This is a genomic window from Microbulbifer maximicatervae (SeqCode) (genome assembly GCF_056232625.1).
Genome location: NZ_CP174324.1, coordinates 4,126,076 through 4,140,722, shown reverse-complemented (window position 1 = coordinate 4,140,722; position 14,647 = coordinate 4,126,076). Strand labels below are relative to the sequence as shown.

Below are 14,647 nucleotides of genomic sequence, written 5' to 3'. Positions count from 1 at the left end.
GCCCCTCCACAATAAAGAGCCGGCACACCGAAAACTATATCCGGGAATATTATGAGCAAGAAAAAACACTTTGATCTGGACCAGCCCCTACGGCACCCGGACCACCACCGCCCGGTAACACGCCGCGACTTTCTCGCTCAAGGCTTCCGAGCGGGTATGGGAACAGTGCTGGGCGGCTCTGTCTTCAGCTTGTTTGCCAATCCCCGTAGTGCCCATGCAGCCCTTTCCTCGGACCTAGAAGCACTGCGAAAAACCAATGGCGGCCCCTGTGACGTCAGTGCATTCGGTGCCGGTAAAATTCCTTTTATTTGTTTCGATCTCGCCGGCGGCGCCAATATCGCAGGCTCCAATGTGCTGGTAGGTAAAGAGGGCGGACAAATGGATTTTCTCGGCACAGCCGGCTACAACAAGCAAGGCCTCCCCGGAGATATGGTTCCCTCCCTCGGTGATGAATTTATCAATACTGACCTGGGTCTCGCCTTCCATAGTGACAGCGGCATGTTGCGAGGCATCCTGGAAAAAATCGCTGCTGGCACAGCATCGGCGACCAACGGTGCAGTTATTCCCGCTCGCTCGGAAAATGACACCGGCAACAACCCACACAATCCCATGTACGGTATTAACCAGGCGGGAGCCAACGGTTCCCTGCTGGCCCTGATCGGCTCCAGCTCCAGTGATTCCGGTGGCAACTCCATGGCTCCTTCCACCATGATCAACCCCGAAGTTCGCCCCACCAAAGTGGATCGCTCTTCCGACGTTACTGGCCTTGTAGATGTAGGAGACCTGGTGGGGCTGCTCAGTCAGGAGGACACTGTCGCAGTGATGGAGTCCATGTACCGCATCTCCGAAGCGAAACTCAGCAACGTAAATACTAAAGTCAGCACCGATGCAGTCATTAAAGACCTGGTGCGTTGCGGCTATATGAAAAGTGCTGACCTGGCTGATCGCTTTGGCAACCCGGCCGATTTAAATCCCGAATCCGATCCAGATATCGTCGGGCCATCCGGTGTTTTTACCAGTTCAGAATTGAGTGGAGACAGAGAGTTCCAAAAGACCGCCTCAGTGATGAAGCTGGTCGTCAATGGATATGCCGGTGCAGGCACTATTACCATGGGTGGCTATGACTACCATACCGGCGACCGGGCCACAGGAGAGATTCGCGATTTGCGCGCTGGGCGCTGTATTGGCGCTTGCCTGGAGTATGCCGCCCGCCGCAACCAGCCCCTGATGATTTACGTTTTTAGTGATGGTTCCGTTTTCTCCAACGGAATGCTGGACGACTCGGTAGAGGGCCGTGGCAAAGGCGTCTGGACTGGCGATGACCAACAGACAGCCGCCTCATTTTTCCTGGTATACAACCCGGCGGGCCGGCCACAATTACTCGGTGGCACGGCGGACGAACAGGCGATCCACCAGCAACTCGGCTATATGCGCAGCTCCGGTGACGTAGAAACAACATCCACCCCCGCCGCTAACAACGTCAATTTATTGGTGGAAACTGTAGTGCTCAACTATATGGCCCTGCACGGAGAGCAAGGTAATTTCTCAACCTTATTTCCGAATCACGGTCTCGGCGATAGTAACTTACAAGACAGTATGACTGCCTTCGCCCCCATTATTTAAGTTGGATAAGTGATGTTCCGCTTTTTTAAATTGCTATTACTGTGTAGTGCCACACTTTGCGCGATTCCTTCTGTGGCCGAATGGCACTACGCTGAACGTGCAATTATGGGAACTCAGGTTCGCCTGCAACTTTGGCACGAGGACGGCATTGAAGCCGAGCACCTTATTGAAGAGGTCATGACAGAGTTTCATCGACTTGACGATCAGCTATCACCCTATAAGGAAAACAGTGAACTATCACTCATTAACCGCACGGCTGGCCGGGGAAACGTCAATATTTCCAAAGAGCTCACCAACCTGATTGATAAATCCCTTTGGTTTAGTCAGCTCACTGATGGCGCATTCGATATCAGCTACGCCACCCTGGGCAAGCACTATGATTTTCGCCAGCAGAAACAGGCAGACGCCCAGCTGACGGACTCGTTGTTAGAAGCGCTGAATTACCGCCACTTAAAACTGAATAAAAAAGCCAATACACTGCGTTTTGGCCACGAGAACACAAAAATAGATTTAGGGGGAATTGCCAAGGGCTATGCGGTTGATCGGGCAATTGAGATCCTCAAGCAGGCAGACATTTGCTGCGCCAGTGTCAGTGCCGGTGGCGATGCACGCATGCTGGGAGATAAACAGGGGCAACCCTGGTTAGTGGGTATTCGCCACCCCCGTGAAAAAAGTAAAAATGCTGCGGTTATCCCCCTGCGTGATATTGCTATCTCTACCTCAGGTGATTACGAGCGTTATTTTATTGATGAGCAGCAGGATAGAGTGCACCATATTTTTAATCCATCCACAGGAAAACCCTCGGAAACTTCTGCAAAAGACACTGATAAGTTGATTAGTGTCAGCATTATTGGCCCCCGCGGCTTTGATACCGACCCCCTTTCTACCAGTGTGTTTGTTCTGGGAAAAGAGAAAGGCTTGGCACTTATTAATCGATTGCCCCAATTTGAAGCAGTAGTTATCGATAGTAACCGGAAGTTGTTTTTCAGTCGCGGTTTGGAGAATCTTTGAGTAATCCGTTTTATCTTCATAGAAAATTTGCCAACAAGATCACATCAGATCGTTGATCCCCTGACATAATTTGCGCCGACCAAAGAATAATGCCAATTCCTATCAAAAGGTCTGCCATGAGACGCCCCTTTCAGTGCTTTATTTTATTTATCGGCCTTTTAGGCTCTGCGTTTGTGCAGGCTCAGGAAAGCGATTTCTCTGCGGAGAAATTGGAAGAATTAAAGCGCGATGTACTTAAATTAAACAGGGATTTATTGATTCTTGAAGAAGATTTGCTCTATCCCGCACAGAGCCAAATCGCCTTTTATGTGTCTATGGATGTAGGCCACTATTTTACTTTGGATGCAGTAAAGCTACACATCGATAACAAGTTAAGTGCAAGTCATCTGTATACGGAACATCAGCGGGAAGCGTTGATTCGCGGTGGTATTCAACCGCTTTACAAAGGCAACCTAAAATCCGGTGATTACACTATTTCTGCTTTTATAACTGGCCTTGGGCCCGAAGGGCGCGAATACAAGCGGGCAGCCAAGTTGGAATTGAATAAAAGTGATGAGCCCGCCGTTATTGAACTGGTTATCTTAGACAACTCCGGAAAACAACAGCCGGAGTTTGAGTTGGTGCAGTGGCCAACGCCCTGATTAGCCATGTACTACCCATCTTTTACCCGCATCCTATCCCTGGCGCTCACTCTTGCCGCAAGTAACCTTTGCGCTCAGGAAGCTGATACTGTGGCCGAAACAAGCGGTCCCAGCAATGAGCAGCGAACCCCACAAAAATACCAAAGGGCTCAAGACCTCGCTTATGGCGCTACGCTTTACGAGTATTTTCAAGGGAATTACTTTGATGCCCTGAGCACACTGCTGGTTGCTCAGCAGCGGGATTCAATTCAAATTCACCGGGATAACGCCGCATTGATAGAGGGCGGGATCAGCCTCGGGTTTGGTTTACATAGACGAGCAGCTGAACTTTTTGAGCAGCAGAGTAATGTCGCGGCTGCACCAAAATATCGCCGCACTGCCTGGTTAAAGCTGGCCGAATTAAATTACCTGAACGGTGATTTTGCCAGCGCAGCAGCACACTTGGAAAAGTCAGGGGTTGCCGAGGAGTCCTCTCTACCTCTCAACTTAGCGCTGCGCAATAAAGACCTCACCACGGCTCAAAAATTACTGGAAACCAGTGATTTATACCCTGCAGAAAAGTTATTGGGACATATCAACTTAGGCGCTGCCTTTGCCAGGTCCGGCCAATTGCCTGCAGCAATTCACGAATATCAAGTCGCTGTTGATTTTGCAGAAACAATTGATATTCCTTCATCTGAAATCCCCATACTCATTGATAAAGCCCATATTGGTATGGGGTACGCCCTGGCTCTTGCGGAGCAACACAGCGCAGCTAAAGAAGCCTTTTCCAGGGTTCGCCTCAACACGCCCTGGGCAACTCGCGCACTCCTGGGGATGGCTTGGTCCTCTATCAATGGTGAAGACTACCAAGCGGGCATAGACGCGCTGCAATTTTTACTGGATAAGCACCGCTACAGTCCCGCCGCACGGGAAGCGATGGTAGCCCTGCCTTATGGTTACGAAAAACTGGAAAATCGCTCTGTAGCCCTCAGAGCATATCAAAGCGCTGAAGCTTATTACCTGGAAACGCTTACTGAGTTACACCAGTTACAACAAGACCTGGCGACGGAACCGCTGGCCTATGATCCTGTTCAGCGCGAGGCATGGCGCTATGGCTGGTTACAACTGGCCCAGGCCTCTCCCCTATTGCGCGATAACCAACACTTTCTGCGGCCAATCCTACAAAGTGACCACTTCCAATTGCGGCTCACCGAGCTGCGCGATCTGCAGCAGCTCACCCAGGTCCTACAGACCTGGCAAGATAAACTACCCCAATTTGCCGACCTTATCGAAGAGCGTCACCTGCGCCGTACAACGATTATTGATAACTACAATAGCGCCCAGTTTGACCAGCAGTTGCAGATGGCAACACAGCAATATGATCATTTGAGGGCAGCTCTCGAGCATATTGAACAGGAGCGCGACGCACTCACTTTATTGGCGACCACCGCCACTCCAAATGAACAAAGTGAAACCCTCGAATTACTGGAAATTCTCACCGGCGCTCAAGAACGTCTTAAAAAAATCCAGGACAGCGGCAAAGCCAGCCAACAACAAGCGGAAACCCTGGCGAAAGCCCGGGGGATTTTGCTTTGGCAAGCCAGCGAACAGTATCACGAGAAGTTGTGGCAGCAGCGAAAATCCCTACAGCTGCTCGAAGATCAGTTACGCAGGGGGCGGGAACAACGCAAGAAAACAGATACCGAAGCACAGCGGGGGCCACAACTGCGCCAACTAGCCTATCGGGTGGTCACCGCCGGTGACGAAATTCCAGCTCAGCAAGCGGCGATTGGTCGAGCCAGCGAATTGATTGAAGCCGACCTGCGCCGAGAGGTTATCGCCCAGCTGGGTAGGGAGCAGCAGCAAATTCACAATTATATGGCCCACACACGCCTGGCTATCGCACGTCTGCAAGACGCTGAAATGCAGGCGATCCCCGCAACCTCTCAGGCTGACAGTGACACGGATAATACCGGGGCCTCAGACAATGAATAACGCCCCGCATCCGGCAGCTGTGTTTACCCTGCGCTCCCTGGCTATTGGTATTTGCTGTGCCCTGACAGCTTGTGGCAATCAACCGGTACAAACCCTGGCTGACCTGCCCCGTGCCAACCCGCCCAGCTCCCAGGAAGAGGCACCGCAAAGTCCGCCCGTGCAAACCGCTATCGCGTTGGAAAACCTGGTGCAAAGTTACCGCACGGCACTGGAGAGCCACGCCGATCCCAAGGTTCGGCAACAAATCCATCTGCGCCTGGCTGACTTGGAAATGGAACGACTGGAGCAAAAACAGTCCGACAATCCGGATACCATTGTCGACTACTCCAGCGCGGTCGATTATTACCAAAGTCTCTCTGCACAGCGCCCAAAAGATGATTACATTCTCTATCGCTTAGCCCGCGCGCGGGCACTGGATGGGGAAATGCCCGCGGCCTTACAGGCATTGGAAAAGATAGCCGGTAGCGCACCGGACTCACCGTTTATCGGCGAAGTCTTGTTCCGCCGTGGCGAGGCGGCATTCAATCGCAAAGACTACCCCAGTGCCGCCCGAGATTTCCGTGCATTGCTCAAGCAGGGGCAGAGTCCATTTACGGATAATGCTCGCTATATGCTGGCTTGGTCAGAATTTAAATCGAGCAATTACCGCGCATCCACAGATATTTTTCTCCAGTCGCTGGATATTTTGCACAGTGAGGAACAGGGGGAGGAACTCCCTGTTGGGCGGCAGCGCCTGCGTGAAGACAGCCTGCGCGGGCTCGCATTAAACTTCAGCTACCTGGGAGGTGCTGAAGCCATTGAGTCTTTTAACCTCAATGGAGAGCCACGTCCCTATCAGCACCAGCTATACAGTGCACTCGGTACCTGGTATCGGGAAAAAGAGTTGTTCCGCAATAGTGCCGATACCTTTTTACAATTCGTCAATCACTACCCACAAACCCAGCAAGCCCCACAGCTTCATCTTCTCGCCGTTGAAACCTTACAAGCGGGGAGACTACACAAAGAAGTTCTGCCGACGAAGCGGGACTTTGTGCGTCGCTATGGTGTGAACAGTGATTACTGGCAAGCAGCAGGTGAAACTCAACAACAGGAGTTGGCCAAAACCCTGCAACCATGGCTGTATGAATTGGCCCAGTTTGACCACGCCCGCGCTCAGGAATTGGCTCAGCAAGTCACAAAACTACCCGCGAATAAGGTGAAAGAACGTCGCCTTGTCAGCGCACAATCACTGGGTGCCTATCGCAGCGCCGCCGCGTTATATCAGGAATACGCGCAGACTTTTCCACAAGATCCACGCACACCATCCATGGTTTTCCTGATGGCGGAGTGTCTTGAGCAGGCTGCAGATCACCCCGCCGCCTGGCGCGCTTACAGCCAGGTCGCCTGGGAATACCAAGATCCCAAGTATGCTGCCGAAGCCGGCTACGGAGCCATCCTCAGTGCAGCCAGAGTGTATGAACAAATTCCGGATCAAGAGTCGGAACAGAAAATCCTGTGGCTCGATCGCAATATCGAAGCGAGCCTGAAATTTGCACAGAGCTGGCCCCAAGACCCGAGAGCTCTGCCAGTACAGCTGGCCGCTGCCGATAAGTTGTTACAACAATCGCGCTTTGCCGAAGCCATCGCCGCTGCCGAGCACGCCGATCAATGGCAACCGCCAGCCAATAGGCAACAGCAACTAAGTATTGCAATAATACTGGCCCACAGCCATTTTTCCCTGAAACAATATCCCCAGGCAGAGGCTGCCTATACCCGCGCGCTCGGCTACCAGCCAGACGATAAGCTGCGCAAAGACGCATTGCGCCAATTGCAGTTATCCATCTATCGCCAGGCAGAAATCATTTTGGCCCAGCGCGAGAGTGAAGATGCCGCTCCCAGTGAGGAAGCCCTCAATCACCTGCTGCGTATCCGCGATAGCGGGCGCACAGAGGTTGCGGCCACCGCCCAATACGATGCGATTAATTTTCTTATTCAATTAGGGCAGTGGCAGCGCGCCAGCACAGAACTCGCTGATTTCCGCCAGTTTTATCCCGCGCATACCTTGACGCCGACACTGGCTGCCAAAGCCATCGTTATCTTTGAAGCTCTGGAAATGCCAGCGGCCGCCGCCTCAGAATTACTGCAATTAGCCGCTACAGATCCGGATCGGGAAGTTCGCCGTCAATCCCTGTTTATGGCAGCAGAAAACCTGCAAAAAGCCGGTGAGTACAACAGGGCTATTGAAAGCTATCGCAACTACAGCAAATTGTGGCCAGAGCCCGCTGAGCAACGTCTGGAAGCGCAATTTCAGCTGGTCGAAATCTACGCTCAGACCAAAAAGCCCACCAAGCGGAATTACTGGCTACAACAACTTGCACAGAACTCGCTGCAGTCACCCCGCGGGCGTTACCTGGCCGCTTATTCTCAAAGTGAACTGGCGGAACAAAGTTATGCGAAATTTGCTGAACTGGCACTGCGCTTGCCGTTAAAGACCAGTCTCGCTAATAAAAAGCGGGCCATGCAAACCACCGTGGCAGATTACCGCAAAGTCCTGGAATTTGGCATCGCAGAATTCACCCCTCAAGCAAACTATCGCCTCGCAGAAGTGTACCGACAGCTCAGCCGTGACCTGATGGACTCACAGCGCCCTAAAAACCTAAACGAGCTGGAATTGGAACAATACGAAATTCTACTGGAGGAACAGGCCTATCCCTTTGAGGAGAAGTCCATAGAACTTCACGAGGCCAATATCCAGCGCACGGTTGAGGGTATTTACGACGACTGGGTTAAACGCAGCTTCCACTCACTGGGAGAGCTGTTACCCGCACGCTACAAAAAAGAAGAAAAAACCCTGGAGTGGAGTGATGCACTGCACTGAATCGAGCACCCAGAAATTAACTTCAATCGCACGGTTATTCACTGCTGCGCTATTGGTTTTTTTACTCTCCGCATGTAGCGGTCTGCAAAAGACGATATCGCCCACGGATAGCGACACCGCGCAACAACTGACAGAAAACCCCTACTTGCGAGATGTTAAAAGGGTACCGCAACAGGCCCGTGCGGCGATGGAACTGGCTCGCCAGAATTTTCAGGCAAATGATTTACCTGCAGCTGAATCGCAACTGCTCCAAATTACTGAAAAGTGGCCGGAGCTATCTGGAGCCTGGCTTAACCTGGCAATCGTGCAGCATTCCGGCGAGAAATACGAGGAGTCCGAGAGCAGCTTTCGCCAGGCTATTGCTGTAAACGATAACAATGTATTTGCCTGGAATCGTCTTGCCGCCCTGATGCGTGACCGGGGGCGGTTCGAAGATGCAGAGCAATACTACAACGCGGCCATAGAGCGTTGGCCACACTATGCCGATGCACACCGCAACCTGGGAATCCTCTACGACCTTTACCTGCAACAACCCGAGCGCGCCCTTCAGCACTATATGGCAGCGCAAGATTCCGGTACTGAACAGGATAAATTGCTCAGTGCATGGATACTCGAGCTGGAGCGGAGACTTTAACAATGAAATTATTTTCTAGCCTCATACTGAGCCTGTCTATCTTTGCACACGGTGCAACAGCAGAGGAAATAACAACGCTGGAGTCCACCGTAATTGGCAGCCAGGAACAACCTAAGGTTTTATATATCATCCCCTGGAAGCAAGCCAACAGTTTACAAAGGCTCGACAGCGTTCTGCCGCAAACTTTCTCCTCTGTATTTGAACATCAGGAATATTCGGAATTTCGGCGGGAAATAAAGCTGTTACAAGCTGAACAGGAAAAAACCGATTAGGCCGACCCACCAAAATTAAAAATATTCTTTTTGCGGCGCATGGAAGCGGCGCTGCTGAATTTATACAGCGAAGACATGGAACAGCCGCAGCAGGCTTCAACGTCCCGCGGCCCTCTTTATACACCAAGGGTGGGAACTCAATCGCTCTCCCTTTGCACTACAAATTTATAACTTTATCTGTGGAGAATTAAATCATGGAATTCACTCAAGCGATGCTGCGTTTTTTCCAAAATGGCGGACCCTTCATGTACCCAATTGCAGTGGTCCTGGTTATCGGACTGGCAATGGTAGTAGAGCGCTGGATATTTTTATCACGCGCGCGGAATGCCAATAAAAAGGCGTATCAACAAGTATTGCCCATGTTGCAAAAACGCAGCTATCAAAATGTCTTGCAGCTGGCCCGAGACAACGACGCAGCAATGGGGCGTATCGCCGCAGCGGGCATCAACACTTTGCAATTTGCCAAGCGCGAGGAAAATATTGCCCTGGCTATTGAGGAAGGGATTCTCGAAGCGGTTCCCCGCCTGGAAAAACGCACCAGTTACTTGGCCACTCTCGCTAATATTGCCACTCTGCTGGGCCTACTCGGTACTATTATGGGTCTGATTGCTGCATTTACCGCAGTAGCCAGTGCCGACCCATCTGAAAAAGCGACCATGCTCTCCACCAGTATTTCCGTAGCGATGAACACTACAGCATTCGGTTTGATTTCTGCCATTCCCCTGCTGTTGTTTAACTCAATGCTGCAAAATAAAACCAATGAGATTGTCGATAGTTTGCAAATGGCCGGGGTTAAATTCCTTAATCTGCTGACCATGGGACGCCCACAGAAAGCGGAACAACGCACCGCTAACAGCTAAGGGGTACCGCCATGCTGAACATAAATATTCGCCGGCGTGGATATGAGGAAGCGGAACTCGATATCACCTCGTTTATGAGTTTGATGACCATTTTGGTTCCTGTGCTACTGCTAAATATGGTGTTTTCCCATATCTCCGTGCTCAAGCTGAACCTGCCGGGTATCAGCGATGGAAGTTCCAGCAGTGTGGAGGAAAATCGTCAGCTCGAACTCGTTTTGCGCACGCAGTATGTCGATATCAATTATCCCGCTGGGCAGCGGGTTAAACGCATCCCACACGAAGAAAACTCACCGGATTTCGCCACGATTTCTATCGTTTTACAGCAGATAAAACGGCAGTTGCGAGAAAAATCTATCGACAAAGATGATCTGGTGATCCTGTCAGAAAAGGGAACGCCTTACAAAACTCTGGTCGCCGCCATGGATACTGCACGCAGCTACCGGGCTGTAGTGGCCGCATCTGTTGTTGATGCAGAACTGTTCCCCCAGATATCTCTCGGCGATGCACCGGAGCAGACAAAATAGCGGGGCCAAACTATGAAGATAAATGCAGCCGCAAAACTGCAAGAGCGCAGGCAAAGGCAAAAAAAGCAGCAGTCAAAACTGAACCTGGTATCACTGATGGATATCTTCACCATCCTGGTATTTTTCCTTCTGGTGAACTCAACCAGTGATGTTCAGGTTCTGCAGACTGATAAAACCATAAAACTGCCCAAGTCCACCTCACAACAGAAACCCGAGGTGACTACTGTAGTCCGGGTCAACAATAAACAGTTGTTTGTTGGGGACCGATTTATCGCCAACATCGATGATATCGATCCCAGCGCAGAGAATATTGAGGCCCTGGTAACAGAGCTTAAATACCGTGCTGAACGAGCGGGAGAGCTGAGCGAAGCCCAGAAAACTCTGGGCCGAGCAGTGACTATTTTAGGTGATGAACAAGTTCCCTATGAGTTGCTGAAGCAGATCATGCACACCTGCGCAGCCGCAGACTTCCGCGATATGTCTTTCGCCGTAGAACAAACAGCGCCGGAAGATCCCTCGGGGGTGGAATCCTGATATGAGTACAGCAACCATTAGTTACGCCCCCTGGCAACTACAGGAAACGGTGCTACCTTGGTCCGCCTCAAGGGAGGAGGATCAGCGCTTTATCAAATTGCTGCGCGGTGGCCTGATAGCCCTGGCCATCAGTGGCATTGCCGTTGCACTGGCGCCAGTACCCGAACTCACCCGAGAGCAAGCCGAAAGGGTGCCACCACAGCTGGCCAAAGTGATTTTGGAAAAAAAGGAATTGCCAAAACCCAAGCCAAAGCCGAAAACCAAAGAGCAAAAGAAGCCTGAGGAAAAGAAAAAGCCCGAAGAGAAACCCAAAAAGAAAGCGGAAACACCCGACAAGCCCAAGCCTGTGGAGAAGCCGCGCAAGGTTGAAAATCCCCCGGTTGCCAAAGTACAGCAGGCCCGGGAGAAAGCGGCCAATAGCGGCCTGAATGCACTCGCCGATGATCTGTTGGATATGCGCGAGAGTTTTAATACATCGGATATTAGCCGGGGCCAGCTCAGCTCGGGGAATGCTACTGCCACTAAAATAGAACGCAGTATGATCGCGGATAAGTCAAAAGCCTCCAGCGGCGGCGTTGCCGCCGGCAGAGTGAGTCGCGATACCGGTGGTGTCTCACTGGCCGGTCGTGAGAACACCCGAGTGCAAAGTACCCAGGCAACGGGTTCAGCCAATGAAGCGGTGGCCAAGGCCAGAGGGCAAAAATCCATACGTACCGACGATTCCATTCGCAGTGTTATGGAAGCCAATAAAGAGGCTATTATTGGAATCTATAACCGTGCGTTGCGCAGGGACCCAACTCTGCAGGGAAGGCTCACCGTACAGTTGGTGATCGCACCGAATGGTGCTATCGCGTCGATCAAATTGATAGAGAGCGAGCTTAATAACCCGGCACTTGAACGCAAGTTGCTGGCGAGAATCCGCATGATCAATTTTGGTTCTGCCAACGTTGAAAGTACTACCAAAAACTACTCAATCGACTTCCTGCCCTCTTAAGTTCCGAGTAGCTATCTTGTCTGTAGCGTGGCGACACAGGGACGTGCCGCCATTTGAAGGGAGTTAATAGGTGGACAAGAAGCTGATCCACCCAATTAACTAAAGTAAATCCAGCGCATAGCGACGCAATGTTTGCATAGGAATAATTTCCAGCGCCTTCACATGTGTACTCTGTAAAAATACCCGGGGTGCCATATCCAATTTCTCCGCTTCAAGCCAGCGCGCAGCACAGAGACACCAACGATCCCCTTCCTTTAAACCGGGAAAATTAAACTCCTCTACCGGTGTGCTCAAATCATTGCCGCGACTGCGGGAAAATTCCAGGAACTTATCAGTCACGGCAACGCAGACGGTGTGAGAACCGAGATCCTCTTTACAGGTGTTACAGCAGCCATCGCGAAAGAAGCCAGTCTTCGGGTCCAGGCTACAAGGCACCAATGGATCGCCAAATACGTTAACTGAATTTTCTATCTCCATTCCTGACTCTCTCCACTTTTATCACCAATTAGCTGAATGTCCACCAGCTGCCAGCGCAGACCATTGCGTTGCATCAACATGCGCAATTCAGGCCGACCATGCTCACCATATTCAACACTCAGATGATTGAGGTCGGTAAAATGCCAGCCCATGCGCTGCCAGGAATCTTCTTTCTCTTCCGCTGCAGAAGTCTCATTTCCGGAAATATCCGGTGTTTCACCACCCTGTCGATAAATTTCCCGCTGAAATGCCTCCAGATCCTCTCCCCCACGAAGAAGGTCGGCAATGCCCTCAGGAGTAATAAACTGTTGTAAAAGTGGATCCATAAAGAAATTTGCACCAGCACTGAGTAATTCATCAAATTCCTGAGGAATAGAGTTACTTAGAGAATTCCTAAGTTGCTGCTGTAAGCGGATCTTTAAATTGTCACGTAAAACAGGAAAATCGACATAGCGCTCTAACGTGTCGATACTCTCAGCTCTAACCTGCGGTTGATCGGATTTAGCCATTTTCGCCGCACGCTGCAATTGCTCGATGGAATAAAACGGCAAGGCGACGTACCCAGCGGTAATCAACACCAAAACCAGGCCGCTCATCCACAGTATTTTTTTCATCAATTCTATTCCTTAGTCACTCCCCGGGGATTTTATGCTGAGAAAGATGTATCACCTAATTTGCCAATGTATTGGCGTGGCATTGTTCGCCACTCCTGCCTATGAGATATTTCCCTCCCAAGACTCTGCACCCCATTAATAATCTAAATCTCAATAAGGACAGCTAACAGGATGAGTGACATCTATAAGGCCCCTGAAGCAAATTTGGCCAATAGCCCAGTGAGTGACGACTCAGGCTCTATTGAAAAGGGCATTGCCGGGGATTATTCGTTTTCTATTGGGGAGACTCTTAGCGAAGCTTGGCAACGCACGAGTGGTAATAAAGGCACCGTTTGGGTGGGAGCATTGCTCTATTTCGTTGCCATTATTGCAATTACTATCGTCGCCACCTTAATTACTGGCGGCACTGCGGCTTTCAGCCCCGACAGCAACCCAGGGCCATTTGCCGAGGCTCTCTCTCAGCTGATCGTGACCTTTGCCGGCGCACCCTTGGCGGTGGGTATGACAATGATTGGTATCAAGATCGCCCGCGACGAGCAGACTTCTGGTACCGAGGTGTTTGCTCATTTCGACAAGATAGTGCCTCTCGGCTTTGCGACCATCGTTATGTATCTACTAATTGGGGTTGGTCTGATACTGCTGATAATTCCGGGTATTTACCTAATGATTGCTTATCTGATGACAATGCCCCTAATTGCCGATCGCAATCTGAGCCCCTGGGAAGCTCTGGAAACCTCCCGTAAAGCCATCACTAAGAACTGGTTTGCCTTCCTTGGTTTCGCAATTGTTATGATACTGATCTTTTTAGCTGGCAGTATTCCTCTGCTTATCGGCCTGATTTGGGCAATCCCCCTCTGTAGTATCGCTTTTGGTGTTGCCTACCGAAAAGTTTTCGGCGTTCCCAATCACAATTAAATTTCTCTACCAGACAGGAGCGGTGGCTTGCTGGATACCACCTATAACGTCGAAACACCCGAGGGGATTGATTTGCGCGCGCGGGCCGCGGGGCCTGTGCCGCGTATCCTTGCGTATGCAGTGGATGTGTTTTATCGATCATTGATATTGGCCGCGATCGGCTTTGCCTTGCTATTTGCCGGCTTTGCCGGTGCGGGTATCTGGCTCGTCTGCGCCTTTTTTCTCGAGTGGTTTTACCCGGTGCTTTTTGAAGTTTTACGCGGTGGGCAAACACCGGGCAAAAAAGCCTTTGGCCTAATGGTGGTCAACGACAACCTTACTCCGGTGTCCTGGGGAGCATCCATCGTTCGCAACCTGTTACGCTTCGCGGATTTTATGCCATTTGCCTACGCCACTGGCGTAATAAGCATGACACTGGGGCGTCACTTCCAGCGCCTTGGCGACCTGGCAGCAGCCACCCTGGTGGTCTATCGCGAAGAGGAAAAGGCACCAGTTGCCCTGCCGGATACCACCCCGCTCCCACCACCGCAAAACCTTCGCCAGCAAGACCAACAGGCACTGGTCAGCCTTTTGGAGCGCCACCAGGATTTAAGCGAAGCGCGTCAGCAAGAGCTCGCCAATCTGCTCGAACCGATTACTCGGAAAAGGGACAGCGATGCCTTGAGCTACCTGCGCTCTGTGGGCAGTTGGCTACTCGGTGGCAGGGGATAGGCA

15 protein-coding genes are annotated in these 14,647 nt (G+C 51.3%); 13 read left to right on the top strand and 2 right to left on the bottom strand.

Annotated features, from left to right (window positions below):
* Positions 1-51: 51 nt before the first annotated feature.
* The 11 genes from ACJJI6_RS18120 to ACJJI6_RS18070 all read left to right on the top strand — a co-directional run bounded on the left by ACJJI6_RS18120 (position 52) and on the right by ACJJI6_RS18070 (position 11,927).
* Entirely contained in the window at positions 52-1,623 is a 1,572-nt protein-coding gene (locus ACJJI6_RS18120; protein WP_475711530.1) for a hypothetical protein, read from the top strand.
* 12 nt (positions 1,624-1,635) lie between these two features.
* Entirely contained in the window at positions 1,636-2,634 is a 999-nt protein-coding gene (locus ACJJI6_RS18115) for an FAD:protein FMN transferase (RefSeq protein ID WP_475711529.1), read from the top strand.
* 116 nt (positions 2,635-2,750) lie between these two features.
* Complete coding sequence (locus tag ACJJI6_RS18110; protein WP_475711527.1) at positions 2,751-3,275, top strand: AraC family transcriptional regulator; 525 nt, start codon at positions 2,751-2,753, stop codon at positions 3,273-3,275.
* A gap of 90 nt (positions 3,276-3,365) precedes the next feature.
* Positions 3,366-5,252 (top strand): ATP-binding protein, encoded by a 1,887-nt coding sequence (locus ACJJI6_RS18105; RefSeq protein WP_475711525.1) that lies wholly within the window; start codon positions 3,366-3,368, stop codon positions 5,250-5,252.
* Positions 5,245-8,109, top strand: a complete 2,865-nt coding sequence (locus ACJJI6_RS18100; RefSeq protein WP_445362732.1) for a tetratricopeptide repeat protein — start codon at positions 5,245-5,247, stop codon at positions 8,107-8,109. Before ACJJI6_RS18105 ends, ACJJI6_RS18100 begins: the two co-directional genes overlap by 8 nt.
* Positions 8,096-8,743, top strand: a complete 648-nt coding sequence (locus tag ACJJI6_RS18095) for a tetratricopeptide repeat protein (protein ID WP_475711523.1) — start codon at positions 8,096-8,098, stop codon at positions 8,741-8,743. Before ACJJI6_RS18100 ends, ACJJI6_RS18095 begins: the two co-directional genes overlap by 14 nt.
* Positions 8,744-8,745: 2 nt before the next feature.
* The gene (locus tag ACJJI6_RS18090) at positions 8,746-9,015 is read left to right on the top strand and encodes a hypothetical protein (protein ID WP_444895794.1); all 270 of its coding nucleotides are present in this window, start codon (positions 8,746-8,748) and stop codon (positions 9,013-9,015) included.
* 194 nt (positions 9,016-9,209) lie between these two features.
* Positions 9,210-9,875 (top strand): MotA/TolQ/ExbB proton channel family protein, encoded by a 666-nt coding sequence (locus ACJJI6_RS18085; protein WP_475711521.1) that lies wholly within the window; start codon positions 9,210-9,212, stop codon positions 9,873-9,875.
* An 11-nt stretch (positions 9,876-9,886) separates the two neighbouring features.
* A complete protein-coding gene (locus ACJJI6_RS18080) occupies positions 9,887-10,399 on the top strand; it encodes a biopolymer transporter ExbD (protein WP_444958889.1) in 513 nt (170 codons plus the stop codon).
* Between the two features lie 12 nt (positions 10,400-10,411).
* Positions 10,412-10,933: an ExbD/TolR family protein gene (locus ACJJI6_RS18075; RefSeq protein ID WP_444918500.1), complete on the top strand. Its 522-nt coding sequence runs from the start codon at positions 10,412-10,414 to the stop codon at positions 10,931-10,933.
* Position 10,934: 1 nt separating this feature from the next.
* Positions 10,935-11,927: an AgmX/PglI C-terminal domain-containing protein gene (locus ACJJI6_RS18070; RefSeq protein ID WP_475711519.1), complete on the top strand. Its 993-nt coding sequence runs from the start codon at positions 10,935-10,937 to the stop codon at positions 11,925-11,927.
* A 99-nt stretch (positions 11,928-12,026) separates the two neighbouring features.
* On the opposite strand, the gene ACJJI6_RS18065 is transcribed toward ACJJI6_RS18070, so the two are convergent.
* Together ACJJI6_RS18065 and ACJJI6_RS18060 are read right to left on the bottom strand one after the other, a co-directional pair.
* Positions 12,027-12,404 (bottom strand): DUF2237 family protein, encoded by a 378-nt coding sequence (locus ACJJI6_RS18065; RefSeq protein WP_413663688.1) that lies wholly within the window; start codon positions 12,402-12,404, stop codon positions 12,027-12,029.
* A complete protein-coding gene (locus tag ACJJI6_RS18060; protein ID WP_475711517.1) occupies positions 12,395-13,018 on the bottom strand; it encodes a DUF2939 domain-containing protein in 624 nt (207 codons plus the stop codon). Before ACJJI6_RS18060 ends, ACJJI6_RS18065 begins: the two co-directional genes overlap by 10 nt.
* A 171-nt stretch (positions 13,019-13,189) precedes the next feature.
* Between ACJJI6_RS18060 and ACJJI6_RS18055 the strand changes: the two genes are divergently transcribed.
* Together ACJJI6_RS18055 and ACJJI6_RS18050 are read left to right on the top strand one after the other, a co-directional pair.
* Complete coding sequence (locus ACJJI6_RS18055) at positions 13,190-13,933, top strand: DUF2189 domain-containing protein (RefSeq protein ID WP_444906959.1); 744 nt, start codon at positions 13,190-13,192, stop codon at positions 13,931-13,933.
* Between the two features lie 27 nt (positions 13,934-13,960).
* Positions 13,961-14,644, top strand: coding sequence for an RDD family protein (locus ACJJI6_RS18050; RefSeq protein ID WP_444926184.1), 684 nt, complete (start codon positions 13,961-13,963; stop codon positions 14,642-14,644).
* Positions 14,645-14,647: the final 3 nt, after the last annotated feature.

Excerpts from the sequence above, each read along its gene's own strand:
- ACJJI6_RS18120 (WP_475711530.1), top strand. The coding sequence starts at position 52 with ATGAGCAAGAAAAAACACTTTGATCTGGACCAGCCCCTACGGCACCCG.
- ACJJI6_RS18115 (WP_475711529.1), top strand. The coding sequence starts at position 1,636 with ATGTTCCGCTTTTTTAAATTGCTATTACTGTGTAGTGCCACACTTTGC.
- ACJJI6_RS18110 (WP_475711527.1), top strand. The coding sequence starts at position 2,751 with ATGAGACGCCCCTTTCAGTGCTTTATTTTATTTATCGGCCTTTTAGGC.
- ACJJI6_RS18100 (WP_445362732.1), top strand. The coding sequence starts at position 5,245 with ATGAATAACGCCCCGCATCCGGCAGCTGTGTTTACCCTGCGCTCCCTG.
- ACJJI6_RS18095 (WP_475711523.1), top strand. The coding sequence starts at position 8,096 with ATGCACTGCACTGAATCGAGCACCCAGAAATTAACTTCAATCGCACGG.
- ACJJI6_RS18090 (WP_444895794.1), top strand. The coding sequence starts at position 8,746 with ATGAAATTATTTTCTAGCCTCATACTGAGCCTGTCTATCTTTGCACAC.
- ACJJI6_RS18085 (WP_475711521.1), top strand. The coding sequence starts at position 9,210 with ATGGAATTCACTCAAGCGATGCTGCGTTTTTTCCAAAATGGCGGACCC.
- ACJJI6_RS18080 (WP_444958889.1), top strand. The coding sequence starts at position 9,887 with ATGCTGAACATAAATATTCGCCGGCGTGGATATGAGGAAGCGGAACTC.
- ACJJI6_RS18075 (WP_444918500.1), top strand. The coding sequence starts at position 10,412 with ATGAAGATAAATGCAGCCGCAAAACTGCAAGAGCGCAGGCAAAGGCAA.
- ACJJI6_RS18070 (WP_475711519.1), top strand. The coding sequence starts at position 10,935 with ATGAGTACAGCAACCATTAGTTACGCCCCCTGGCAACTACAGGAAACG.
- ACJJI6_RS18065 (WP_413663688.1), bottom strand. The coding sequence starts at position 12,404 with ATGGAGATAGAAAATTCAGTTAACGTATTTGGCGATCCATTGGTGCCT.
- ACJJI6_RS18060 (WP_475711517.1), bottom strand. The coding sequence starts at position 13,018 with ATGAAAAAAATACTGTGGATGAGCGGCCTGGTTTTGGTGTTGATTACC.
- ACJJI6_RS18055 (WP_444906959.1), top strand. The coding sequence starts at position 13,190 with ATGAGTGACATCTATAAGGCCCCTGAAGCAAATTTGGCCAATAGCCCA.